General features: G+C 66.9%; 19 protein-coding genes and 1 pseudogene. 4 read left to right on the forward strand and 16 right to left on the reverse strand.

Going from position 1 to position 23,487, the window contains the following annotated elements; genetic code table 11:
- Window positions 1-4: 4 nt before the first annotated feature.
- Complete coding sequence (locus tag EYS42_RS11320; protein WP_130968267.1) at window positions 5-1,777, reverse strand: proline--tRNA ligase; 1,773 nt, start codon at window positions 1,775-1,777, stop codon at window positions 5-7.
- A 229-nt stretch (window positions 1,778-2,006) separates the two neighbouring features.
- Here EYS42_RS11320 and EYS42_RS11325 point away from each other — a divergent pair, with 229 nt between their 5' ends.
- Window positions 2,007-2,621: an RNA pyrophosphohydrolase gene (locus tag EYS42_RS11325; protein WP_130968268.1), complete on the forward strand. Its 615-nt coding sequence runs from the start codon at window positions 2,007-2,009 to the stop codon at window positions 2,619-2,621.
- On the opposite strand, the gene EYS42_RS11330 is transcribed toward EYS42_RS11325, so the two are convergent.
- Window positions 2,561-3,559, reverse strand: a complete 999-nt coding sequence (locus EYS42_RS11330) for an AraC family transcriptional regulator (RefSeq protein WP_165456745.1) — start codon at window positions 3,557-3,559, stop codon at window positions 2,561-2,563. The genes EYS42_RS11325 and EYS42_RS11330 overlap by 61 nt on opposite strands.
- Window positions 3,560-3,716: 157 nt before the next feature.
- Here EYS42_RS11330 and EYS42_RS11335 point away from each other — a divergent pair, with 157 nt between their 5' ends.
- Complete coding sequence (locus EYS42_RS11335; RefSeq protein WP_130968270.1) at window positions 3,717-5,024, forward strand: acyl-CoA dehydrogenase family protein; 1,308 nt, start codon at window positions 3,717-3,719, stop codon at window positions 5,022-5,024.
- A 52-nt stretch (window positions 5,025-5,076) separates the two neighbouring features.
- Window positions 5,077-6,291: an acyl-CoA dehydrogenase family protein gene (locus EYS42_RS11340; RefSeq protein ID WP_130968271.1), complete on the forward strand. Its 1,215-nt coding sequence runs from the start codon at window positions 5,077-5,079 to the stop codon at window positions 6,289-6,291.
- A 143-nt stretch (window positions 6,292-6,434) separates the two neighbouring features.
- Here EYS42_RS11340 and EYS42_RS11345 read toward each other — a convergent pair whose 3' ends face one another.
- The 8 genes and pseudogenes from EYS42_RS11345 to EYS42_RS11380 all read right to left on the reverse strand — a co-directional run bounded on the left by EYS42_RS11345 (window position 6,435) and on the right by EYS42_RS11380 (window position 13,525).
- Window positions 6,435-7,028, reverse strand: a complete 594-nt coding sequence (locus tag EYS42_RS11345) for a YceI family protein (protein ID WP_130968272.1) — start codon at window positions 7,026-7,028, stop codon at window positions 6,435-6,437.
- 81 nt (window positions 7,029-7,109) lie between these two features.
- Window positions 7,110-8,228 (reverse strand): glutamate 5-kinase, encoded by a 1,119-nt coding sequence (gene proB, locus EYS42_RS11350; protein ID WP_130968273.1) that lies wholly within the window; start codon window positions 8,226-8,228, stop codon window positions 7,110-7,112.
- Between the two features lie 485 nt (window positions 8,229-8,713).
- Window positions 8,714-9,763: pseudogene (cgtA, locus tag EYS42_RS11355) on the reverse strand (Obg family GTPase CgtA); the annotation flags it as partial.
- Window positions 9,764-9,913: 150 nt separating this feature from the next.
- The gene (rpmA, locus tag EYS42_RS11360) at window positions 9,914-10,171 is read right to left on the reverse strand and encodes a 50S ribosomal protein L27 (RefSeq protein WP_130968275.1); all 258 of its coding nucleotides are present in this window, start codon (window positions 10,169-10,171) and stop codon (window positions 9,914-9,916) included.
- 55 nt (window positions 10,172-10,226) lie between these two features.
- Window positions 10,227-10,538: a 50S ribosomal protein L21 gene (rplU, locus tag EYS42_RS11365; protein WP_130968276.1), complete on the reverse strand. Its 312-nt coding sequence runs from the start codon at window positions 10,536-10,538 to the stop codon at window positions 10,227-10,229.
- Window positions 10,539-10,578: 40 nt separating this feature from the next.
- Window positions 10,579-11,994, reverse strand: coding sequence for a patatin-like phospholipase family protein (locus EYS42_RS11370; protein WP_130968277.1), 1,416 nt, complete (start codon window positions 11,992-11,994; stop codon window positions 10,579-10,581).
- Between the two features lie 93 nt (window positions 11,995-12,087).
- Window positions 12,088-12,990: an LOG family protein gene (locus tag EYS42_RS11375; protein ID WP_130968278.1), complete on the reverse strand. Its 903-nt coding sequence runs from the start codon at window positions 12,988-12,990 to the stop codon at window positions 12,088-12,090.
- A 184-nt stretch (window positions 12,991-13,174) separates the two neighbouring features.
- The gene (locus EYS42_RS11380; RefSeq protein ID WP_245503614.1) at window positions 13,175-13,525 is read right to left on the reverse strand and encodes an SWIB/MDM2 domain-containing protein; all 351 of its coding nucleotides are present in this window, start codon (window positions 13,523-13,525) and stop codon (window positions 13,175-13,177) included.
- Between the two features lie 297 nt (window positions 13,526-13,822).
- On the opposite strand from EYS42_RS11380, the gene EYS42_RS11385 reads away from it, so the two are divergent.
- Window positions 13,823-15,091, forward strand: coding sequence for an NADH:flavin oxidoreductase/NADH oxidase family protein (locus EYS42_RS11385; RefSeq protein WP_130968280.1), 1,269 nt, complete (start codon window positions 13,823-13,825; stop codon window positions 15,089-15,091).
- Window positions 15,092-15,107: 16 nt separating this feature from the next.
- On the opposite strand, the gene EYS42_RS11390 is transcribed toward EYS42_RS11385, so the two are convergent.
- The 6 genes from EYS42_RS11390 to EYS42_RS11415 form a co-directional block, all read right to left on the reverse strand.
- On the reverse strand, window positions 15,108-16,259 hold the full coding sequence (locus EYS42_RS11390) for an alpha-hydroxy acid oxidase (protein ID WP_130968281.1): 1,152 nt from the start codon (window positions 16,257-16,259) through the stop codon (window positions 15,108-15,110).
- Window positions 16,256-16,939, reverse strand: a complete 684-nt coding sequence (locus EYS42_RS11395) for a Fe2+-dependent dioxygenase (protein ID WP_130968282.1) — start codon at window positions 16,937-16,939, stop codon at window positions 16,256-16,258. Before EYS42_RS11395 ends, EYS42_RS11390 begins: the two co-directional genes overlap by 4 nt.
- 54 nt (window positions 16,940-16,993) lie before the next feature.
- A complete protein-coding gene (locus tag EYS42_RS11400) occupies window positions 16,994-19,207 on the reverse strand; it encodes a TonB-dependent receptor (RefSeq protein WP_130968283.1) in 2,214 nt (737 codons plus the stop codon).
- 279 nt (window positions 19,208-19,486) lie between these two features.
- On the reverse strand, window positions 19,487-20,449 hold the full coding sequence (locus tag EYS42_RS11405; RefSeq protein WP_130968284.1) for a TerC family protein: 963 nt from the start codon (window positions 20,447-20,449) through the stop codon (window positions 19,487-19,489).
- A 359-nt stretch (window positions 20,450-20,808) separates the two neighbouring features.
- Window positions 20,809-21,666: a ChuX/HutX family heme-like substrate-binding protein gene (locus tag EYS42_RS11410; RefSeq protein WP_130968285.1), complete on the reverse strand. Its 858-nt coding sequence runs from the start codon at window positions 21,664-21,666 to the stop codon at window positions 20,809-20,811.
- Between the two features lie 98 nt (window positions 21,667-21,764).
- Window positions 21,765-23,444 carry a M48 family metalloprotease gene (locus EYS42_RS11415; protein ID WP_130968286.1) on the reverse strand — a complete coding sequence of 560 codons (1,680 nt, stop codon included), beginning with the start codon at window positions 23,442-23,444 and terminating at the stop codon, window positions 21,765-21,767.
- Window positions 23,445-23,487: the final 43 nt, after the last annotated feature.

Genomic DNA, 23,487 nt, shown 5'->3' on the forward strand with positions numbered 1-23,487 from the left:
GGCCTCAGGCCTTGGTGCTGGCCGAGAGGCGGCCCATCACATGGTTGAACACGTCGGCCACGGCCACCTTGGCGGCTTCGGCATCTTGGCGGCCCTGCACTTCGGCCACGCCTTCTTTCAGGCCCTTGTCGCCGAACACCACGCGGTGCGGCACGCCGATCAGCTCCCAGTCGGCGAACATGGCACCGGGGCGCTCGCCACGGTCATCCAGGATCACATCGACGCCCTGGGCCAGCAGCTGGCTGTGCAGTTCGTCGGCCGCGGCCTTGACAGCCTCGGAGCGGTCATAGCCCACCGGGCAGATCACCACGGTGAAGGGCGCGATGGCGTCGGGCCACACGATGCCGCGTTCGTCGTGCTTCTGCTCGATGGCCGCGCCCAGGATGCGGGTCACGCCGATGCCGTAGCAGCCCATCTCGAAGTGCTTGGGCTTGCCATCCACATCGAGGAAGGTGGCGTTCATGGCCTTGGAGTACTTGGTGCCCAGGTAGAACACGTGGCCCACTTCGATGCCGCGCTGGATGGCCAGCACACCCTTTCCGTCGGGCGAGGGGTCGCCTTCGACCACGTTGCGGATGTCGGCCACCAGATCGGGCTCGGGCAGGTCTCGGCCCCAGTTCACGCCGCGGATGTGGAAGCCTTCTTCGTTGGCGCCACACACCCAGTCGGCCATGTTCGCCACGGTGCGGTCGGCCACCACCTTGACCGGCTTTTGCAGACCGATGGGGCCCAGGTAGCCCGGCTTGGTGCCGAAATGCGCCACGATTTCGCTTTCGGTGGCGAAGCGGAAGCCGGCCTTCAAACCTGTGCCATCGGCCAGCTGGATCTTGCCGGCCTTGACTTCATTGAGGTCGTGGTCGCCACGCACCAGCAGCAGCCACACCGTGCTCTGGACGATCTCGCCCTGCTCGTTGGTCTCGTCGGTGGCCAGCACCAGCGACTTGACGGTCTGGCTCAGGGGCAGGCCCAGCAGCTCGGCCACATCGGCGCAGGTGCTCTTGCCGGGGGTGGCGACCTTCTCCATCGCTTGCGAAGCAGCGCCGCGCTGGGCGATCAAGGCCACGGCCTCGGCCAGCTCGATGTTGGCGGCGTAGTCGCTGGTGGGGCAGTACACGATGGCGTCTTCGCCCGTGTCGGCGATCACCTGGAACTCGTGCGAACGGTCACCCCCGATGGCGCCGGTGTCGGCGGCCACGGCGCGGAACTGCAGGCCCAGGCGCTCGAAGATGCGGGTGTAGGCGGCGTACATGCCGTCGTAGGTCTTGCCGGCCGATTCCACGTCACGGTCGAAGGAATAAGCGTCCTTCATGGTGAATTCGCGGCCCCGCATGATGCCGAAACGCGGGCGGCGCTCGTCGCGGAACTTGGTCTGGATCTGATAGAAGTTCTTGGGCAGCTGGCGGTAGCTGCGCAGCTCCTGGCGGGCGATGTCGGTGATCACTTCTTCGGCCGTGGGCTGGATCACGAAATCGCGGCCATGGCGGTCCTTGAAGCGCAGCATCTCTTCGCCCATCTTCTCGAAGCGGCCGGTTTCCACCCACAGCTCGGCAGGCTGCACCACGGGCATGGTCAGCTCGACGCAGCCGGCGTTGTTCAGCTCTTCACGGATGATGTTCTCGACCTTGCGGATGGTGCGCAGGCCCATGGGCATGTAGTTGTACAGGCCGGCGCCCAGCTTCTTGATCAGGCCGGCGCGCATCATGAGCTTGTGGCTGACGATTTCAGCGTCGGCCGGGGCTTCCTTGAGGGTGGAGATGAAGAACTGGGAGGCTTTCATGGGTGCGAGCGATGGCCGGAAAGGACAAAGGCAGATTATCCCCCGGGCAGCCCACCTTGGCATGGGGCTTCCATGGCGAAACCCGGCCTGCCCATGATGGCAGCTCCCGGTGACACGGCATGCGCGGAAACCCCGAGGCTTCTTGCCCCTGTTGGGAGCGGGCACCCCCTAGCTTCGGGGGGCTCGCGGTGCAATAATCACACCAGTTCAAAAGATTCCGGAGTTGATCATGCTCGACCGTGAAGGCTTCCGCCCCAACGTCGGCATCATCCTGCTCAACCACCGCAACCAGGTGTTCTGGGGCAAACGCATCAGAACCCACTCCTGGCAGTTCCCGCAAGGCGGGATCAAGCACGGAGAGTCGCCCGAGCAGGCGATGTTCCGAGAGCTGCACGAAGAAGTGGGCTTGCGCCCCGAGCACGTGCGCATCGTTGCGCGCACGCGCGACTGGCTCCGCTACGAAGTGCCGCAGCATTTCATTCGCCGCGATGCGCGTGGGCATTACCGCGGCCAGAAACAGATCTGGTTCCTGTTGCAGCTCACTGGCCGCGACTCCGACATGAACCTGCGTGCCACCAGCCACCCCGAGTTTGACGCCTGGCGCTGGAACGAATACTGGGTGCCGCTGGATGCCGTGATCGAGTTCAAGCGTGGGGTGTATGAAACCGCGCTGAACGAGTTGTCGCGCTTTTTGCCGGCGCCCGGCAAGGGCCCCGGCACGGGCAACCGTTACCTGCGCAGCCACATGCGGGGCAACAAGGTGCCCCCAGAGCTCGACCCGGGTCAGGAAGAAGTGATCATCCGCGTGCTGGAAGAGCCCTGGCCCTCGCCCACCTCGGCCTGAGCCTTGGCCCGCCAGTCGCGCGGGCTGCAGCCCATCTCGCGCTTGAAGGCCTGCGCGAACGCGGCCGATGACTGGTAGCCCACCTGCTGGGCCACCTCTGCCACGCCTTGTCGGCCGTCCCGCAGGCGGCGTGCGGCCAGGTGCATGCGGTGGCTGGTCAGGTAGGTCAGCGGGGGCACGCCCAGCAACTGGCTGAACCGCTCGGCCAGCACCGTGCGTGACACACACCCCTCGCTGGCCAGTTCCGCCAGGGTCCACGGGTGGGCCGGGTGGCGGTGCATGGCGCCCAGAACCCGCGAGACCATGCTGTCCTTCAGGCCCATCAACCATCCGCTGGGCCCGCGTGCGCCGTCGGCCACCAGGTAAGAGCGCAGGCTCTGAATGAACAGCACATCGCCCAGGCGGTCGATGATGGCCTGCCGGGCCGGCCGGTCGCGCGAGAGTTCCTGCTCCAGGTAGGTCAGGCCGATCATCAGCCATTGCGGCACGCCCTTGGCGCCCCACTGCAGCGTCAGCCAGGGCGGCAAACCGCCCCACAACCAGGCCGAAGTCACCCCCTCGATCTGAAAGGCCCCACTGAGCGTGCGGCCCACCACCTCCAGCGAGCCTGGCGGCATGGCGTCGACCGGGCCGGCCTGCACGCCGTGGGCCTGCCAGTGCGGGCGAACGTCGATGGGGGGCATCAGTTGCTGCAGGTTGTCCTGCCCACACAGGCGGTGGGCGCTGCCCCGGGGAATGAAGGCCACGTCACCGGCCTCCAGCAACACCGGGGCCGAGCCGTCCATGGGGTCGAGCCACACGCGACCCTGGGTGACCAGGTGGAAGCTGGGCTGCCCGGCCTCGCTCACCCGCAGCTGGCCGGTGGGGCCCAGGCGGGTGCGCACGAACACCGCCTGGCGGATCCGCACGTCGGCAAGCAAATGACTCAAGGCGTCCATGGGCGTGATGGTGCCGCAAGATCGGCCCCAAATCATCGCGAACGTCCGCAAGCGCGCTTTTGTCCGCCAACTTTGGCACTTTCCAGGGGGAGCCTGCTTGGCAAAGCTGGCGCGGGGCGCTGCAATGCGCTCACTTTGTAACCTTTGCACTGCCGCCATGACCACACTGACCCGCCTGGGCCTGCGCACCCTCAGCCAGTTCGCCGGCTCTCCGAAGCTCGACCAACTGAAACTCCGCAAGCCGACCGAGAAGGTGCTGTACCACGGCACCAAGACGGGCTTTCGCGTGGTGGTGGCCGCCAGCCGCGCCTTCAAGGCCGTGAAAAGCCTGGGCGGTGCCGAGCGCCTGCCCAAGCGCGGTGGTGGCGACCTGTTCGACCTGACCCCCTCGGAAGACCAGGCCATGATCGTGGACGCCATCCGAGCGTTCGCGATGGAGCAGCTGCGCCCGGCCGCCTCGAAGTGCGACGCCGACTACGCCGCCCCGGCCGAGCTGCTGGCCCAATGCGCCGAACTGGGCGTGGCCAGCATGAGCATCCCCGAGCAGCTGGACGGCGTGGGCACCGAGCGCGCCGCCGTGACCAATGCCCTGATTGCTGAAGCGTTGGCCGAAGGCGACATGGGCCTGGCCTTTGCCTGCCTGGCCCCCGCGGCCGTGAGCAACGCCATCAGCCTGTGGGGCACGGCCCAGCAGCAAAGCGCCTACCTGCCGGCGTTTGCTGGCGAGAAGCCGCCGGCCGCCGCCCTGTGCGTGATGGAGCCCCAGGCCCTGTTCGACCCCTTCAGCCTGAGCACCAAGGCCCGCCTGGTGAACGGCCAGTACGTCATCAACGGCCTGAAGTCGATGGTGCCGCTGGCCAGCACGGCCGAGCTGTTCATCATCGCGGCCGACATCGAAGGCCACGGCCCCGGTCTGCTGATCGTGGAGTCGAGCACCCCCGGCCTGAGCCTGGACGAAGACCTCAGCATGGGCCTGCGCCCCGCCGGTTGCGCCCGCCTGAAGCTGCAGGATGTGGCCGTGCCCGCCACCGCCCTGCTGGGCGAAGGCAAGGCCGATGTGTATGCCGAATGCATCCAGCTCAGCCGCCTGGGCTGGTGCGCGCTGGCCGTGGGCTGCGCCAAGGCCGTGATGGACTACATGATCCCCTACGTGAACGAGCGCGAAGCCTTCGGTGAGCCCATCAGCCACCGCCAGTCGGTGGCCTTTGCGATCTCGAACATGGCCATTGAAATCGACGGCATGCGTCTGCTGACCTGGCGCGCCGCCACCCTGGCCGACAGCGACCAGCCCTTCGCCGAGGCCGTGGCCATTGCCCGCCGCCTGTGCGCCGACAAGGGCATGCAGATCGGCAGCGACGGCGTGCAACTGCTGGGCGGCCATGGCTTCGTGAAGGAGCACCCCGCCGAACGCTGGTACCGCGACCTGCGTGCCGTGGCCGTGATGGAAGGTGGCGTCTTGCTGTGACACCCCACAGCCCCGTCCCCGCCCTGCCCCATCACCCTCAAGGATTGCAAACATGATCAACCTCGAAGTTCCTCGCAAGTTCAAGCCCCTGGTGCGCCAGGCCCAGGAAGTGGCCGGCGAAGTGCTGCGCCCCATCTCGCGCAAATACGACCGCGCCGAGCACGACCGCCCCGTTGAACTGGACATGCTGGCCGCCGTGATCGACGGCATGAACGAAGGCAACAGCGAAGTCGGCGGCACCGGTGCCACCGGCGTGCGCCGTGACGCCGCCGCCAACGATGGCGTCAATCGCAACGGCACCAACCTGTCCACCGCCCTGAGCATTGCAGAGCTGTGCTGGGGCGACGTGGGCATGCTGCTGGCCATGCCCCGCCAGGGCCTGGGCAACTCGGCCATCGCCTCGGTGGCCAACGACGAGCAGCTCAAGCGCTTCAAGGGCCGCTGGGCCGCCATGGCCATCACCGAACCGGGCTGTGGCTCCGATTCGGCCAACATCCGCACCACGGCCCGCCTCGATGGCGACCACTACGTGCTCAACGGCGAAAAGATCTACGTCACCTCGGGCGATCGCGCCGACCTGGTGGTGGTGTGGGCCACGCTGGACAAGAGCCTGGGCCGCTCGGCCATCAAGTCGTTCGTGGTCGAAAAGGGCACACCCGGCTTCGAGCTGGCCCGCCTGGAGCACAAGCTGGGCATTCGCGCCTCGGACACCGCCGCCTTCATCCTGAAGGACTGCCGCGTGCCCAAGGAGAACCTGCTGGGCGACCCGGACATCCAGCCGGAAAAGAGCTTCGCCGGCGTGATGCAGACCTTCGACAACACGCGCCCGCTGGTGGCGGCCATGGCCGTGGGCCTGACCCGCGCCTGCATCGAAGAGATGGAACGCATCCTGAAAGAGTGCGGTGTGGTGCCCGACTACAACCGCCCGCTGCACCGCCAGCCCTCGGCCGTGGCCGAGCTGGTGACCATGAAGGCCGATTACGAAGCCGCCCGCCTGCTGACCATGCAGGCCGCCTGGATGGCCGACAACACGCAGCCCAACTCGCTGCAGGCCTCGCTGGCCAAGGCCAAGGCCGGCCGCACCTGCGTGAACGTGGCCCTGAAGTGCGTGGAGCTGGCCGGCAGCATCGGCTACACCGAGACCGCCCTGCTGGAGAAGTGGTCGCGTGACGCGAAGATCCTGGACATCTTCGAAGGCACGCAGCAGATCCAGCAGCTGATCATTGCCCGCCGCCTGTTGGGCAAGAGCTCGGCCGAGCTGAAGTGAACCGTCCGCAGACCTCGCACTGACCGACCACGAGCCCTCCGCCAGAACGGGAGCCGATGGGCGCGCGAGAGGCGATGAAAAGGCCCGCCACTGTCAGACAGCGGTGGGCCTTGTTCGTGGGCACAGCGCAGTGCAGCCTGGTGTCAACGCTGTGACACGCCCTCGACCTGGATGCGCAAGGTCACGCCCATGTCGAAGCCCCAGTCCTTGCCGGCGTCCATGCCGAATTCGTCGCGCTGCAATGTGGCCAGCGCGTCGGCACCGCACAGCTCGGCGCCCTTGAGCATCGGGTGGGCGATGCACTTGAACGACTGCAGCTTCAAGGTGATCGGGCGGGTGACGCCGCGCATCGTGAGGATGCCTGGCACCGTGGTGGGCTTGCCATCCACCCACTGGGCCAGCTGGCCTTTGAACACGGCCGTGGGGTACTTCGCCGTGTCGAACAACTCGGCGCTGCGGGCCTTGTCGTTCATGATGTCCAGGCCGTAGTCGATGCTGTTCATGTCGATGGTGACCTCGACCGAACCCGTCTGCGCGGCCTTGTCGAGCACCACCTGCCCGCTGCTCTTGTTGAACTTGCCGCGCCACACCGACACGCCGCCCATGTGGTCAGCCTCGAAGCTGGGGAAGGTGTGCGTGGGCGCCAGCGTGTAGGTCACCGGTGCGGCCGAAGCCTGCACGGCGCCCAAGGCCAACATGGCGGCACACAGCGCGCGAGGAACAAAACGGTGCAACATGGGCAGCCCCTGTGAGTGATCAGGGGGCCAGCATACGCCAGCCAGCCGGCACCTTCGGGCCAGCCCCTTCAGGCCAGCACCTCAGGCCAGCACCAGGTTGTCGCGGTGGATCAGCTCAGGCTCGTTGGCAAAGCCCAGCACGGCTTCGATTTCGGTGGAGGCCTTGCGCGCGATCAGGCGGGCTTCGCTGCTGGCGTAGTTGGCCAGGCCCCGGGCCACGTCCTGGCCCTGCAGGTTGCGCACGGCCACCACGTCACCGCGGTGGAACTCGCCCACCACCTCGACCAGGCCGATGGGCAACAGGCTCTTGCCTTCGTCGCGCAGCTTGGCCACCGCACCGTCGTCGATCACGACCGCACCGCGCAGCTGCAGGTGGTCGGCCATCCATTGCTTGCGGGCCGTGAGCTTGGCCGTGGCCGCCACGAACAGCGAGCCGATGGCTTCGCCCTGCGTGAGGCGCACCAGCACATCGGGCTCGCGGCCCCAGGCGATCACGGTGCTGGCACCGCTGCCGGCCGCACGCTTGGCCGCGATCACCTTGGTGATCATGCCGCCCGTGCCCACGCCGCTGCCGGCGCCACCGGCCATCTGCTCCAGGGCCGGATCACCGGCGGTGCAGACATCGATGAAGCGGGCGTTGGGGTCTTTGCGCGGGTCGGCGCTGTACAGGCCCTTCTGGTCGGTCAGGATGACCAGGGCATCGGCTTCGACCAGGTTGGCCACCAGCGCGCCCAGGGTGTCGTTGTCACCGAACTTGATTTCGTCGGTGACCACGGTGTCGTTCTCGTTGATGACCGGCACCACGCGGTGCGACAGCAGGGTCAGCAGCGTGGTGCGGGCATTCAGGTAGCGCTCGCGGTCGGCCAGGTCGGCGTGCGTGAGCAGCACCTGGGCGCTGCCCATGCCGTGCTCGCTGAGCTTGCTTTCGTACATCTGCGCCAGGCCCATCTGGCCCACGGCGGCCGCGGCCTGCAGCTCATGCACTTCCTTCGGGCGCTTGGCCCAGCCCAGGCGCTTCATGCCTTCGGCAATGGCGCCCGACGACACCATGATCACCTCGCGGCCGTCGGCGGCCAGCGCAGCCAGCTGGCGGCACCAGTTGCCGATGGCGTCGGCATCGACCCCTTTGCCTTCGTTGGTCACCAGGCTGGAGCCCACCTTCACGACGATGCGGCGGGCGTTCTTCAACACGTCATTCATGAGGCAGGTCGGCAGGCAGGTGCAAAGCAGCGGGCTGTGCGGGGTTCAGGCGAAGTGGTGAGTGTGCCGCATGTGCGGCACGGGCCGCATCAGCGGAAGCGCGGATCGGTCGGGTCGGGCAGGTAGGCCTCGTCAGCCTCAGGTGCCGCGGGCTTTTTCGACGCCTTGGCAGGCACCTTCTTTGCAGCGGCTTTCTTGGCCGCAGGCTTGGCGGCCTCGACCTTCTTGGCGGGGGCCTTCTTCGCCGGGGCCTTTTCTGCAGGGGCTTTCTCGGCTGCGGCCTTTTTCACCGCAGTTTTCTTCGCTGCCGCTTTCTTGGCGGGCACCTTCTTGGCCGCGGCCTTGCGGGCCGGCTTGGCGGCGGTGGCTGCGCCCTCATCCTTCACGGGCACCAGGTCTTCGAAGGCCTCGTTTTCCTGGGCGGCGGCCTTGGCGGCCTGGCGCGAAGTCAGCGCGGCCACGGGCTGCACCGGCACGGTGTCGTCGTCACCCTCGAAGCGCAGGTCGCGGTCTTCGTGGTGTTCCTGTTCGGCCGCCACGTGCTGGTAGATGGCCTGCACCAGGGGCTCGCAGCCTTCGCGGGTCAGGGCCGAGATCTCGAAGACCGGGCCCTTCCAGCCGTAACGCTTGACGAAGCTGACCACGCGCTGCACGCGCTCTTCGGCCGGCACCATGTCCAGCTTGTTGAGCACCAGCCAGCGCTGCTTGTTGTACAGCGATTCGTCGTAGATTTTCAGTTCCTTGACGATGGCCTTGGCCTGCTTGACCGGGTCGACACCCTCGTCGAACGGGGCCAGGTCGACCACATGCAGCAGCAGGCGGGTGCGCTGCAGGTGACGCAGGAACAAATGGCCCAGGCCCGCGCCTTCCGAGGCGCCTTCGATCAGGCCGGGGATGTCGGCCACCACGAAGCTCTTTTCAGGGCCCACACGCACCACGCCCAGGTTGGGGTGCAGCGTGGTGAAGGGGTAGTCGGCGATCTTGGGGCGGGCGTTGGAAATGGCCGTGATCAGGGTGGACTTGCCGGCATTGGGCATGCCCAGCAGGCCCACGTCGGCCAGCACGCGCAGCTCCAGCTTGAGCTTGTAGGCCTGGCCGGGCCAGCCCAGCGTTTTCTTGCGGGGCGCGCGATTGGTGCTGCTCTTGAAGTGCAGGTTGCCAAAACCGCCGTCGCCACCCTTGGCCAGCAGGCGGCGCTCGCCGTGCTCCAGCAACTCCATCAGCACTTCGCCGGTGTCGAAGTCGCGCACGATGGTGCCCACGGGCATGCGCAGCACCACGTCTTCACCGGCCGCACCGAACTGGTCGGCGCCACGGCCAGCCTCGCCATTGCGGGCCTCGTGGCGGCGCGCGTAGCGGTAGTCGATCAGGGTGTTGATGTTGCGGTCGGCTTCCAGGTAGATGTGGCCACCGCGCCCGCCGTCGCCCCCGTTGGGGCCGCCGAAGGGGATGAACTTCTCGCGACGGAAACTGATGCAACCGCTGCCGCCGTTGCCTGCGACCACATCAATGATGGCTTCATCGACGAATTTCATGGTGTTGCTTGTGCTTTCAGAGCGCCGTCGCGAGACGGTTCGGGAATCAGAGAGACACCCTGCGGGAGGATGCCAGAAGAACAAAAGCCCCGGCAAGCCGGGGCTCGGTCCCAGGGGCAGCGTGAGCCGCCCTCAGCGGGATGTGCCGGATCAGACCGGGGTCACAATGACCGTCTTGCGGTTTTGAGGACCCTTGACGGTGAAAGACACGGTGCCGTCCACCAGGGCGAACAGGCTGTGATCGCGGCCGGTGCCGACGTTGGAACCAGCGTGGAAGCGGGTGCCGCGTTGACGCACGATGATCGAACCGGCGGAGATGGTTTGACCACCATACACCTTCACGCCGAGCATCTTCGGTTGGGAGTCGCGGCCGTTCCGCGTGGAACCGCCGCCTTTTTTCTGTGCCATGTGGTAGCTCCTTGGGGGCTAGACAGGTAGGTTGATATCAGCCGAAGGGCAACGATCAGGCGCTCACGGAGCTGATTTCCAGCTCGGTGTAGTTCTGACGATGGCCTTGGCGCTTCTGATAGTGCTTGCGACGGCGCATCTTGAAGATGCGGACCTTGTCGTGACGGCCGTGGGACACCACGGTTGCCTTGACAGAAGCGCCAGCCACCAGGGGCGTGCCAACCTTGAGTTCAGCGCCGGTACCGACAGCCAAAACCTGGTCGATCACGATTTCCTGGCCAACTTCCGCAGCAATCTGTTCTACTTTGATCTTTTCGCCTGCAGCAACTTTGTATTGCTTGCCGCCGGTTTTTATGACCGCGTACATGTGTGGACCTTTGAAAAAATGAACGAGAAATCTTCACCCATCAAAGGGCGAAGCTCTCCATGCTACCACGGTCACCCCGTTTTGGGAAGTGGGCAGACTCCAAAGGTTCGCCCGCTGCATCGACCAGGGCCAGCCCGCCCGCGGGTGCGGTCTCGGCTGGTTCATCGGCCTCGGCATCGGCTTTCGGGAAGCGAAACGCGCCCGAGCGCTGGGTGAGGCCCTCGCCGCCCGAGGCCCCGCCCGACATCCCGCCGGGCCCCTCCGAGCCCGGCGCACCCCAGCCGAAAAAGGCCTGCACCTCCTGGCGCTTGGCCATGGCGTCGGTGAAGCCCAGGTGGATCAGCTCGCGCGTGAACGACGATTCGAACAGCAGGTACGACGCCAGGGCCGTGCCACGGGCGGTCTTGCCGCGGCCGTACACGCCCACGGCGCGCAGCATGGCCCGCACCGCCGGCGGCAGCGCCCACAGGTGGCGGGCAGCGATGTCGTCGATGCGCTGCGACGGCGCGATCACCAGGATGTCGACCGGGCGCAGCGGCGTCATGGCGCGCTGCTCGGGTGTGAGCAACTCCAGCGTGCGGTTCACACGCTGCAGGCGTTCGATGTCCACCGCCAGCGCATCCAGGAAGATGCTGGACATGGCGTGGCCCGCGATCTGGGCCAGGTTGGGGTACTCGACGATGGTCTGGCGCTGGGCGGTGGGCTCGTGCAGGCGCCCCGCCCCGATCACCAGGATGCGGTCGGCGCCCAGGTGCACGGCGGGTGAGATGGGCGCGGCCTGGCGCATGGAGCCGTCACCGAAGTAATGGGGCTGCCCCTGCACGCCCAGCTTCTGCGAGGGGAAGATGAAAGGAATGGCGGCCGAGGCCATGAGGTGGTCGACCGTGATGCGGTCTTTCACGCTGATGCGCTGCGAACGCGTCCAGGGCGAGATGTCGTGCGCCGTGTCGTAGAAGGTGACGTGCTCGCCCGTGGTGTAGCTGGACGCCGTCACGGCCAGGGCGTCCAGCACCCCGTCTTCCAGCAGCTTGGGCAGGCGGTTGAAGCGGATGGCATCACCCAGCAGCTCGCGCAGCGGGTCGTTGTCGAGCAGCGAGCGGGGGCGTACCTTGCGCCAGCGGGCCACGGCCCAGCCCAGCGAGAACAGCGTGAGCCACTGGGCCCCGCTGCGGATCACGCCCAGCGAATCGGCCGCGTAGATCTGCTCGCAGTGCATGTCGCGCCACAGCTCGGCCATCAGGCGCACGGCGGCCTCGAAACGGTCGGCGCGCGAGGCCAGGGCCACGCCGTTGAGCGCACCGGCCGAGGTGCCGCAGATGATGCGGAAGGGGTTGCCGCGCTCGGGGTCACCGCTGTCGCGGCGGATCAGCATCAGCGCCTGCAACACCCCCACCTGGTAGGCCGCGCGGGCCCCACCACCGGTGAGGATCAGACCATTCTTGCCAGGCAGACTCATGGTTCGATGATCGGCAGTTTTGCTGCCGGGTTGAGCACTGAAATGCGGGCTGTGGGGGGCTGGGTACCTGGGCCGGGCTCCAGGCTGCCCGGCTCACCAGCCGCAGGCCGAGTCTTCGGGCTTGCCCAGCCCGTACACGTTGCGCAGCGTGTCCCAGGCTTCCTGCGCGGTCTCGACGTAGCGGAACAGGTTCACGTCTTCCGGGCTGATCATGCCGGTGTCGACCAGGTGGTCGAAGTCGACCAGCTTGCTCCAGAACTCGCGCCCAAAGAGCAGCACAGGGCGTTTGCGGCACTTGCCGGTCTGCATGAGGGTCAGGGCCTCAAAGAGCTCATCAAGCGTGCCGAAACCACCGGGGAAGCACACCAGCGCCACCGAGCGCATCAGGAAGTGCATCTTGCGCAGCGCGAAGTAGTGGAACTGGAAGCACAACCTGGGGGTGATGTAGGGGTTGGGCTCTTGTTCGTGCGGCAGCACGATGTTCAGGCCGATGCTCTTGCCGCCCACCTCGAAGGCGCCGCGGTTGCCCGCCTCCATCACGCCCGGGCCACCGCCGGTGACCACGTAGATGGGGCTTTGCAGCTGGGCCGAATGGGTGGTGACCATGCCGGCAAAGGCCCGGGCCTCTTCGTAATAGCGCGACATGGCCACTTGCGACTTCGCCTTGCGCACGGCCTGATCGCGCGCTGCGCCCTCGGGCAGCGATTCCGCAGCGGTCAGGTGCTGCTGGGCCACATCGGCCGGCAGGATGCGCGCGCTGCCGAACATCACGATGGTCGACTCGATGTTCTCTTCGCGCTGGATCATCTCGGGCTTGAGCAGCTCGAGCTGCATGCGCACCGAGCGCAACTCGGGGTGCAGCAGGAACTCGGGGTCGGCAAAGGCCAGGTCGTAGCTGCTGTCGGGGCCGGAATACAGCGAGGGTTTGCTGGCCTGTGCGGCATCCTGCCCTGCGGTGGCGAAGTTACGTGCCAGCAGTTCCTTGGGGTTGTTCATGCGTACCGCCTTCTTGTGGTGCCTGGGAATTCACGATAGCAGCAGGGCCGGCGCGCTGCCGGCGAGGCCGTGAACTTGTGCCCAATATGCGACGACCACGCGCTGTGTGAAGGCATGAAAAAACCCGGCCAGGGCCGGGTTTGTCGGGCGCTGGGCCTGCCGTGGCGGCAGGCCGACGCAGCGATCAGCTCAGTTGGTCGCTGATCAGCTTGGTCATCTCGAACATCGAGACCTGGTCCTTCTTGAAGATGACCTTCAGCTTGGCATCGGCATTGATGTTGCGCTTGTTGGCCGCATCTTGCAGGTTGTGCTTCTTGATGTATTCCCAGACCTTCTTGGTCACTTCGGTGCGCGGCAGCGGCTTGTCGCCGATCACGGCGGCCAGGGCGGCGCTCGGGGTCAGGGCCTTCATGAAGGCGGCGTTGGGCGTGCGCTTGGCAGCGGGGGCCTTCTTTGCAGCGGGAGCTGCCGTCTTGGTTGCCGCAGCCTTCTTGGCGGGGGCCTTCTTCGCAGTTGCCATGTGAATTCTCTCCATCAAGGTGAAATCTGTACGGGCTGGGGGGCGGCGCGCTGGGTGAACTGGACACGCGCAGGCCTCTCGAAACGCCAGCGTCGCACATGGTAATGCCAGAAATCAGGCATTTCGGGCCGTGGCAACGCTTTGTGGGGGGCGAAGGCGCACAAAAGCAGCGGGCCTCCTGACAAATGGCAAGGCCACCCGCCGAAATTCTCAGCTTTTGCACCGCAACGGTGCCGTTCTGTCGCCAACACACCCTCGATGCAGGGGGCAATCTGTTGTTCAATGCGGGCACTGCTTTACCGGAGCCTTCCCATGTCAGCCAGCACCGTGCTGTCCCAGCCCTTCACCCTGCCCAGCGGCGCGGTGGTCAAGAACCGCCTGCTGAAGTCGGCCATGAGCGAAGCCCTGGCCCGTCGCGACGGCAAGCCCACGCCCGAGCTGACCCGCCTGTATGGCGAATGGGCCGACGGCGGCATCGGCCTGTGTGTGACCGGCAACGTGATGATCGACAAGCGCGCACTGGGTGAACCCGGCAACGTGATCGTCGAAGACGAGACCCACCTGGCCGAATTGCGCGCGTGGGCCCAGGCCGCCACGCGCGGCGGCGCCCACTGCTGGGTGCAGTTGAACCACCCGGGCAAGCAGGCGCCCAAGGGCCTGAACAAGGAAACGGTGTCGCCCTCGGCCATCCCCTTCCGCGCCGACATGCAGGCCTTTTTCGGCACCCCGCGTGAGCTGACCGATGCCGAGGTGCGCGACCTGATCGCGCGCTTCGGACGTGCCGCCGGGGTGTGCAAGCAGGCGGGCTTCACGGGTGTGCAGATCCACGGGGCGCACGGCTACCTGGTCAGCCAGTTCCTGTCGCCGCACCACAACCAGCGCACCGACGAATGGGGCGGCACCGCCGAGAAGCGCCGCCGCTTCGTGCTGGCGGTGTACCGCGCCATGCGCGAGGCCGTGGGCCCCGGCTTTCCGATCGGCATCAAGCTGAACTCGGCCGACTTCCAGCGCGGCGGTTTCACGGAAGAAGAATCGCTGGACACCATCAAGGCGCTGGCCGACGCCGGCATCGACCTGATCGAGATTTCGGGCGGCACCTACGAGGCCCCGGCCATGACGGGCGTGAAGGCCAGCAAAGAACCTGTGAAGGACAGCACCCGCCAGCGCGAGGCCTACTTCATGGCCTTTGCCGAGAAGGCCCGTCAGGCCGTGAAGGTGCCGCTGGTGGTGACCGGCGGCTTCCGCAGCGCGCAGGGCATGGCCGACGCCATCACCAGCGGCGCGGTGGACTTCGTGGGCATTGCCCGCATCATGGCGGTGGAGCCCCGTGTGTGCCTGCGCCTGCTCCAGGGCCAGGACCCGCTGGAGACCGTGCGCATGCGCAAGACCGGCATCCCCATGATCGACAAGATGGGCCTGCTGGAGGTGACCTGGTACACCGGGCAGCTCAAGCGCATCGGCCGGGGCGAGGCGCCCAAGCCCAATGAGTCGTCGCTGTGGGTGTTCATCAAGTACATCGCCTCGATGGCGGGCGTGGGCCGCAAGAAAAAGCCCACGCGCCTGCGCGCCACGGCGTCCTGAGGCTCAGCCGCCCTGCTCAGCCGCCCCGCTCGGCCGATGTCAGCACGGCCGAACTCAGCACCGCTGAACTCACCTCGGCCGGAGTGGCACAGCCCGTGAGGGCCAGCGCGATCTCGAACTCGTCGCGCAACAACCGGATGGCGTGCGCCACGCCCAGGGCGCCGGCCACGGCCAGGGCGTGCACATGCGGCCGCCCCACCAGCACCGCATCGGCGCCCAGCGCCAGGGCCTTGAGCACGTCGGTACCTCGGCGAATGCCACCATCGACCAGCACGGGCCACTCAGGCCCCACAGCCTGGCGCACGGCCGGCAGCAGCGCGGCCGTGGCGGGCATGGTGTCGAGCACGCGGCCCCCGTGGTTGGACACGATCAGGCCATCGACGCCCAGGGCCTGGGCCTGCTGCGCATCCAGCGGGTGCGTGATGCCCTTGAGCCAAAGGGGCAGGCGCGTGTGGGCCTTCAGCCAGGCGATGTCGCTCCAGGTGGGGGCGTGGGCCAGCAGGCCACCACACAAGCCCGCCGCCAGCCCTGGCGCAGCGGCATCGGCTGCGGCCATGCCGGGCAAGGCCAGCCCCTGCAGGTTCACAGCGCGCACATCGGCTGGCAGGCGAAAGCCCGCGCGGCGCTCGGCGTCACGCGCGCCCTGCACGGGCGCATCGACCGTGAGCACCAGGGCTTCGAAGCCCGCGGCCTCGGCGCGCTGCACCAGCTGCAGCGTGTGCTCGCGCTGGGCCATGGCGTACAGCTGGAACCACAAGGGGCCACGCTCGGCCTCGCCCAGCACCAGCTCGGCCACGCGCTCCATGGGCACGCTGGCCTGGGTGCTGAGCACCAGCCCCGCGCCCTGGGCCGCCGCCGCCATGGCCGTGGCCAGCTCGCCGTCGGGATGCACCAGGCGCAGGTAAGCGACCGGCGCCAGCATGATGGGGTGCGGCAGGCGCAGGCCCGGGCGCTCGATGCGCGTGTGGCCGTGAGCCAGCGGGCGCAGCACGCGCGGCTGCAAGGGCAGGCCTTGCCAGGCGCGCTGGTTGGCCTGAACCGTCAGCCCATCGGCCGCGCCGCCTTGCAGCCAGGCCACGCGGGCGGCGTCCAGCCGCTGCAGGGCATGGCGCTCGTAGTCGGCCAGGCTGGCCACATCAGGTGGGATGCGGCCCGTCGCAGGGCTCACGTCTGGCCCCACATGCGCAACAGGTTGTGGTACGTGCCGGCCAGGCGCACGGTGGCCTCGTCTTCACCATGGCGGGTGCGAAGGTCCATGAGGGCGCCGTCAAGGTCGAACAGCAGGCGGCGTTGCTCGTCGCTGCGCACCATGCTCTCCACCCAGAAAAAGCTGGCCACACGGGCCCCACGTGTGACGGGCTCGACCCGGTGCACGCTGGTGCTGGGGTACAGCACCATGTGGCCCGCAGGCAGCTTCACGCGGCGCGGCCCGAAGGTGTCTTCGATGACCAGCTCGCCGCCCTCGTATTCATCGGGCTCGGCCAGGAACAGCGTGCAGCTGATGTCGCTGCGGATGCGCTCCTGCCCACCAGGCATGGCCATCATGGCGCCATCGACATGGTTGCCGTAGTGGTTGGCCGCACCCCTGTAGCGATTGAACAAGGGGGGCAGCACCTTGCGGGGCAAGGTGGCCGACAGGAACAGCGGGTTGCGGTTGAGCGCCCGCAGGATCAAGGCCTGCATGGCGCGCGAAGCCTCGCTGCCCTGGGCCAGCTGTTCGTTCTGCTTGACCTTGACCGCCTGCTCACCCGCCGTGCGCCGCCCATCGATCCACTCGCCCGCGTCGACGGTGGCACGCACCATCTTCCATTCGTCAGGCGCAAGAACCGCAGGGATGTGCAACAACATGGCGAAAAGGCCGGGCGGGCTTCGCCCGGCAAGGGTCAGACAAGAGAGCCGTCGTCAGAAGCGGGCCTTGAGGGTCAGCTCGGCCGAGCGGGCCGCACCGGGTGCATAGAAGCCGCCGTACAGCGAGTCAGCATACAGCTCGTTGGTGGCGTTCTTGACATTGAGCTTGACCGAGTAGCGCTCGCTGATGGTGTACTCGGCCATCAGGTCCAGGGTGGTGAAGGCCTTGGCCGTGACCACGCGCGAGGTCAGCGGGGTCTGCTTGCTGCGGTGGGTCAGGCCGCCGCCCACGCGCCACTCGGGGGTCAGGCGGTAGGTGGTCCACACGCTGCCGCTGTGCTTGGGTGTGAGCCCAGGGCGGTCACCCTTGCGAGGCGAGTTGCCGGTGGTGACATTACTTTCGTCGATGCGGGCCTCGGGGATCCAGGTCCACGACGCGAAGGCATCCCAGTGGCTGGTGATGCGGCCGGCCACGTCCACGTCGACACCTGCCGCGTGGCGCTTGCCCGACAGCAACTCCATGGTGGCGGCCGAATCGGGGTCGGTGTTGCGCTCGTGGTACTTCTCGGTGTGGAACAGCGAGACGCCCAGGTTCATCAGGCCATCGAGCAGGTCGAACTTGCCGCCCACTTCCAGGTTGCGGCTCTTTTCAGCCGGCGTGTTGGCCACACGGCCGGTCGGCCCCTGAACGGCGAACTGATACGCATCGCCCGAGGTGTTGTAGGACGTGCCGTACGACACATGGTACGACGCCCAGTCATTGGGCTGGAACAGTGTGCCAAAGCGGCTGCTCCACAGGCGGTCGTGGCGGCTGAAGCGGGTGTTGGTGGTGGTGTGGTACGACGCGTTGAAGTTGTCATGGCGCAGGCCTGCGATCAGCTTGACCTCGGGGGTGAGCTCGACCATGTCCTGGGCATAGGCCGATGCCGTGCGCGAGTTGAAGCTGTTGTACGGCGTGGCGCCCCGCGTGTCGGCGATCGTCGCGCCGTCGTTGGGCGTGCCCACCGTGGTGGTGGGTCGGGTGCCTGTGCCGGGGAAGTTGTTGGCGCGCAGGGCTTCGTCGTATTGCAGGTCCAGGCCGGCGGTGAGGTGGTGGCGCATGCCCAGCCACTGGAACTTGTCGGTGTAGTCGGTCTGCAGACTGGTGCTGTCGGTGATCGAGCGGCGGCCCTTGGCGGTGCGGCTCAGCACGGTGCTGTCGCTCAGGTTGCCCAGGGTGGTCGTGGCGCCATTGGTGGTGCCGTAGCGGATGACCGAAGCCCAGATGTCGCGTTCGTATCGACCCGAGCGCAGCGTGGTCTTGAGCTCGGCACCGTCACCGAATCGGTGCACATGGCCCAGGGTGGCGTAGTGGGCCGAGCCCTGGTTGTAGTCACTCTCCAGGCCGTAGTAGGCATCGGCCTTCAGTTTGGGCACGATCTCGCCATTGACGAGGAACCAGGGGTGGTTGTAATTGGGGCGGTTGTCGTAGCTCAGCGCGTAAAAGCCGATGCTGAATTCATCGGCGGTGCCGATGCCCCAACGGAAGGTGGGCGCCACACCGTTCTTGAGCACACGGGCGCCCTCATTGGCCGTGTCTTCGGCCATCACGTTCAGGCGGAAGGCGGCCGAATCACCGGTCTTGAAGTTGAAGTCGCCGGTCACGCGCTTCTTGTCGGCGGTGCCCACGGTCACTTCCACGTCGTGCTGGGTCATCAGGAAGGGCTGCTTGCTGACCTGGTTGACCACACCGCCGGTGGAGCCACGACCGAACAGCATCGAGGCCGAGCCCTTGAGCACTTCCACGCGGTCGTTGTTGAAGGTGTCACGCTCATACAGCGAGGCATCGCGGATGCCGTCGACATACACATCGCCGGCCTGGGTCAGGGAGAAGCCGCGCAGGCGCACATCTTCTTCGCCGGTTTCGCCGGCCAGGAAGGTGACGCCAGCGGTGGCGCGCAGGATGTCGCGGAAATCGTCGAGGTTGCGGTCGTCCATCAGCTTTTCCGTCATCACGGTCATGGACTGCGGAATGTCGCGGATGGCCTGGTTGCCCTTGCCGATGCGGCTGGTGGTGGCCTGGTAGGTTTTCTTGGCCTCGGGCGTGGGGTCGGCCTTGGCCTTGACCTTCACGTCAGGCAGGGCCTGTGCGGCGGTTTCGGTGGGCACGGTTTCCTGGGCCAGCACCGGCATCACGGCCAGCGACAGGCCCAGCCCCGCGGCCACGGCGCCCAAAGGCAGTACAGGTTGGGCCACGCGCGAACGTTGGGCACGACGACGAGAAGACATGCAGTTCTCCAGCAACTTGAAAGGAATCGGATTCAGCGAAGGACCTCACCCGGTGCACAAGACGAGATCAATGACGCTAATGATAACGATTCTTATTTAGATTTCAAGAAGCATGAAGATCGAATGTGGCGCGTTGGCCACCGCGACTGCGGGGCTGCAGACCCACCTGGGCCTGGCGCTGGTGCAAAACCCATGAAAAACGGCCGGGAAACCCGGCCGTGGTGAGGCTTGGAGGGCGGCCTGGCCGCCCTGCCCGCCTGGGGCGATCTCAGCGCATGATCAGTGGGCGCTGCGCTCGATCTTGGGCGCAGTCTTGACGCTCCAGACCATGGTGATGGCCAGGATGCCGATGACCACGCCCAGCGAGACCAGCACCGGGATCTTGTAGATGTCGATCAGCATCATCTTGGTGCCGATGAACACCAGGATCAGGGCCAGGCCATAGCTCAGCAGGTGGAACTTGGCAGCCATGGCAGCCAGCAGGAAGTACATCGCACGCAGGCCCAGGATGGCGAAGATGTTCGACGTCAGCACGATGAAGGGATCAGACGTGATGGCGTAGATGGCCGGGATGGAGTCCACCGCGAAGATCACGTCGGTGAAGCCCACCAGCGCCACCACCAGCAGCAAGGGGGTGGCCACCTTCACGCCGTTCTGCACGGTCCAGAAGTTCTCGCCATCGAAGTGCTTGGTGACGGGCAGCACTCGGCGCAGCAGCTTGAGCGCGGGGTTGTCTTCCAGGTTGGATTCCTTGTCAGCCGCCCACCACATCTTCACGCCGGTGAAGAACAGGAAGGCACCGAACAGGTACAGGATCCAGTGGAACTGCGCGATCAGCCAGCCGCCGATCAGGATCATCACCGTGCGCAGCACGATGGCCCCGATGATGCCGATCATCAGCACCCGCTTCTGGTAGGCCGGGGGCACCGCGAAGTAGGTGAAGATCATCAGGAAGACAAAGATGTTGTCGACCGCGAGTGATTTTTCGATCAGGTAGCCGGTGAGGAACTCGAGCGCCTTGGTGTTGGCCACCGCGGTGCCCTGCTCCTGCGCAAAGGCCCACCACAGCAGGCCATTGAAGGCAAAACTGAGGGCCACCCAGATGGCCGACCAGCGAATGGCCTCGGGCACAGACACCTCATGGGCGCCCTGCTTCTTGAGGACCACGAAATCAACGAAAAGAGCCGCCAGAACAAAGGCGACGAAAACGAGCCAGAGCCACGTGGGCGCCATGGACATCATGAGGGTTCTCCGGAGTGAACGAACATGCCACAGCACCATGCTGTGGACCAAAGCGCCGAAAGGTCTTGCTGTTGGACGGGAAGTGTCTGTGCGGGCCCCGGGCTGCAGACTGCATGGTGCAGGCCACTGCCGTGCTGACGAGGCACGCCCTGGCGGGCGCCAGGTGCTACTCCCCTTTCGGACGGACAAAGTATAGCCACGGGTGGATGCACCCAGACCATTGAGGGGCTTTGTCTTGGGCAAAAAGACAAGACGGCTCGGCAGCCGTTCACACAAAAAAAGCCGCCGAGGCCGAAACCCCGGCGGCACAAAGGCTCCGTCCCCCACGACGTTGCCAACACGAAAACAATGGGCCCCGCTCAGTTCCAGCCTGGTCCATGGCGCACACAGCGCAAGCTGCAGGCGTGGCGCCCCTGGCTCAAGCCCTGCACCAGCAGGCGCCAGGCGGCCGACTCAGGCTCGCCCGGCTGACGGGGCGCCTCCAGGGTCAGCAACAGCCCCCCTCGCAGGTCGAAGCCCTCCAGGCGAGAACGCAGGCCCTCCGGGCTCGGCACCATCACCAGCCACAACTCGTGCAGGACATCCAGACGCAGGCCCAGTTCAGTGTGGGCAAGTGGCCCCTCGCAAGCCTGTGACCGGCGCTGCTGCAGCAGACAAGCGCCTCCCTGCCAGTGCACCGGGCCCCAAGGTCCACGCACGCGCAGCACACCCTGGCTACCGCCGACGGTCAGCTGCCAGGGCAGCTGGATCTCATCGGACAGTCGCCAGATGTGCTCCAGGCTGGCCAAGGGCAGGCGGTGGGTGTGCACACCCTCCAGCGCAGCCCAGGCCTGCTGACGCCCCAGGCCTGCAGCGGCGATCAGTTGCGACAAAGCGAGCGGGCTGCGCAGGCCCGCCCAGGCATCTCCCAAGGCCAGCAGGTCCACGTCTTGAAGGCGAGCCCGCGGTGCGGCGACCGACGCCACGGGCTGCGCCGGGAACCAGGCGGTGGCGCCCGCTTCAGTGCGCCACACAGGCACACTCGCGCGGTCGGCATCAGCGGCACCACTTTGCACACCACCCAAGGTGCCACCAGAGGCGCCACCCACGCGCTGCCAGACACCGTGATGGCCCAGCCAGACCCCCGGGTTTTCGACCTGCACGGTCCAGGCAGGCACCTCGGCCGACACCTGGCCCTCGGCCTGGTTCAGCAGTGCAATGGCAACGGGTGCGTTCATGAGCCCTCCTTGACAGGTCGACGGACCGGTTGATCCGTCTCGGGCTCAGTTTATGCGAATGATTCTCATTTGCACGAGAATCCATGCGGGGAAAGGGGTCAGCCCTGGGCGTCGCGCAGGTCGTCCTTGAGGTTTTGCATCCAGACCCGGGCCCGGGCGTCCAGCACCTGCAGCTCGATCAGGTCGGCGCTGGAAGGCGCCGGGTAGCGCTTGCGCACCGCCTGCACCCGGTCCAATGCGCCCTGAAGATCACCCATCAGGGCAGCGGCCTCCGCTTCGGCGCGCACTGCGCGCAGGGGCTGATTCAGGCGGGTGAACACAGCGCCCAGCAACTGCCAGGCGGCCAGGTCCTGCCCCTGGGCTTCGGCTTGCAAGGCCTGCAGGCGCGAGGCCGCATCGCCCAGCGCTGCCTGCACCTCACCTCGCCCATCACGCACTTCGGGCAGGTTGAGGGCCGCACGGGCGCGCAGCATCAGCTCGGGCCGGGCCTGGGGCTGGAGCGCCGACGCACTGCCGGGCTCCAGCGGGCGGCCTGTCATCAGGCTGGGCTGCAACATGGCCAGGCCCTGGGCCGCGCGCCCCGTGTCGATCAGGCCTTCGGCCCAGGTCAGCTGCCACAGGCGGCGCGCGGTGGGCGCCTGGGCATCGGGCAAGGCGGCCACGTCCTCGCGCACCTTGCGCGACAAGGCGTCCACCTGGGCAGCATCTCTCAGTGCCACGGCGGCCACCAGGCCGGTGTAATGGGCCACCAGCGGGTTCACCCCAGCGGGCAAGCGCTCGTTGGGCAACTCGGCTTGAGCGAGCATGGGGCCCAGGGAGGTGCTGCGCGGGTCCATCAGCACCCGCGAGCGCGCCGACACCATCTGCTGTGCCACGGCCAGCGCCTGCGCGCTGGCACTGAGCGGTCGGTTCGCACGCAAGCCGCCCAGGCTGCTGCCACCGAGGCGGGCTTGTGCCTCGCCGATGCGCTCCGTGGTCAGGGGGTGGGTGCGCAGGTAGGGGAAGCTGTTGTCGTCGTTCAGCCGCGAAGCGCGAGCCAGCAGCTCGAACATGCGGGCCATGCCTGTGGGGTCGAAACCGGCGTCATCGAGCACGCCCTGCCCCACGCGGTCGGCCTCGCGCTCCATGTCGCGCGAGAAGTTCAGCTGCCCCTGCTGGGCCAGCCCCTGACCGCCCAGGATGAGGGCCTGCCCGGCCTGCGGGCTGCGGCTCAGGGCGATGGCACCCAGCACCATCGACGCAATGCTGACCCACGAGGCTTCTTTCGACTGGTTCATCAGCCGGGCGATGTGCCGCTGCGTGACGTGCGACAGCTCGTGCGCCAGCACCGAGGCGAACTCTTCCGGCGTGGCCGTGACCGCCAGCAACCCGAAATGGATGCCGATGTAGCCGCCCGGCAAAGCGAAGGCGTTGACGCTGCGATCCTTCACCAGGAAGGGCTGCCATGCATAGACGGCATCGAAGTCTTCGGTGATCTCGCCGCGGCGGCGCGCACTGGTCAGCAGGCTGTCCCAGATGCGCTGCACATGTTCTTGCACCAGCGGATCATCTACCACCGCCGGATCTCGGCGCACCGAGCGCATGATGCGATCGCCCAGCTTGCGCTCGGCCACCGGGCTGAGCGACTGCGAACTGACATCACCCATCGAGGGCAAGGCCACACCGGGAGCACCCGGCGCAGCCGCTTGCGAAGGCACTGCACAGGCACACGCCACCACGAGGGCTGCAGCCAGGGGCACGGGGCGGGTGTGAGACCGACGGCGAGGGAGCAGGGCCATCTCGGCGGGTGGAAGTCAGACAGACCCACAGCATACGCCGCCC

Source organism: Aquabacterium lacunae (genome assembly GCF_004310865.1).
In the GTDB taxonomy this organism is placed as follows: domain Bacteria; phylum Pseudomonadota; class Gammaproteobacteria; order Burkholderiales; family Burkholderiaceae_C; genus Aquabacterium; species Aquabacterium lacunae.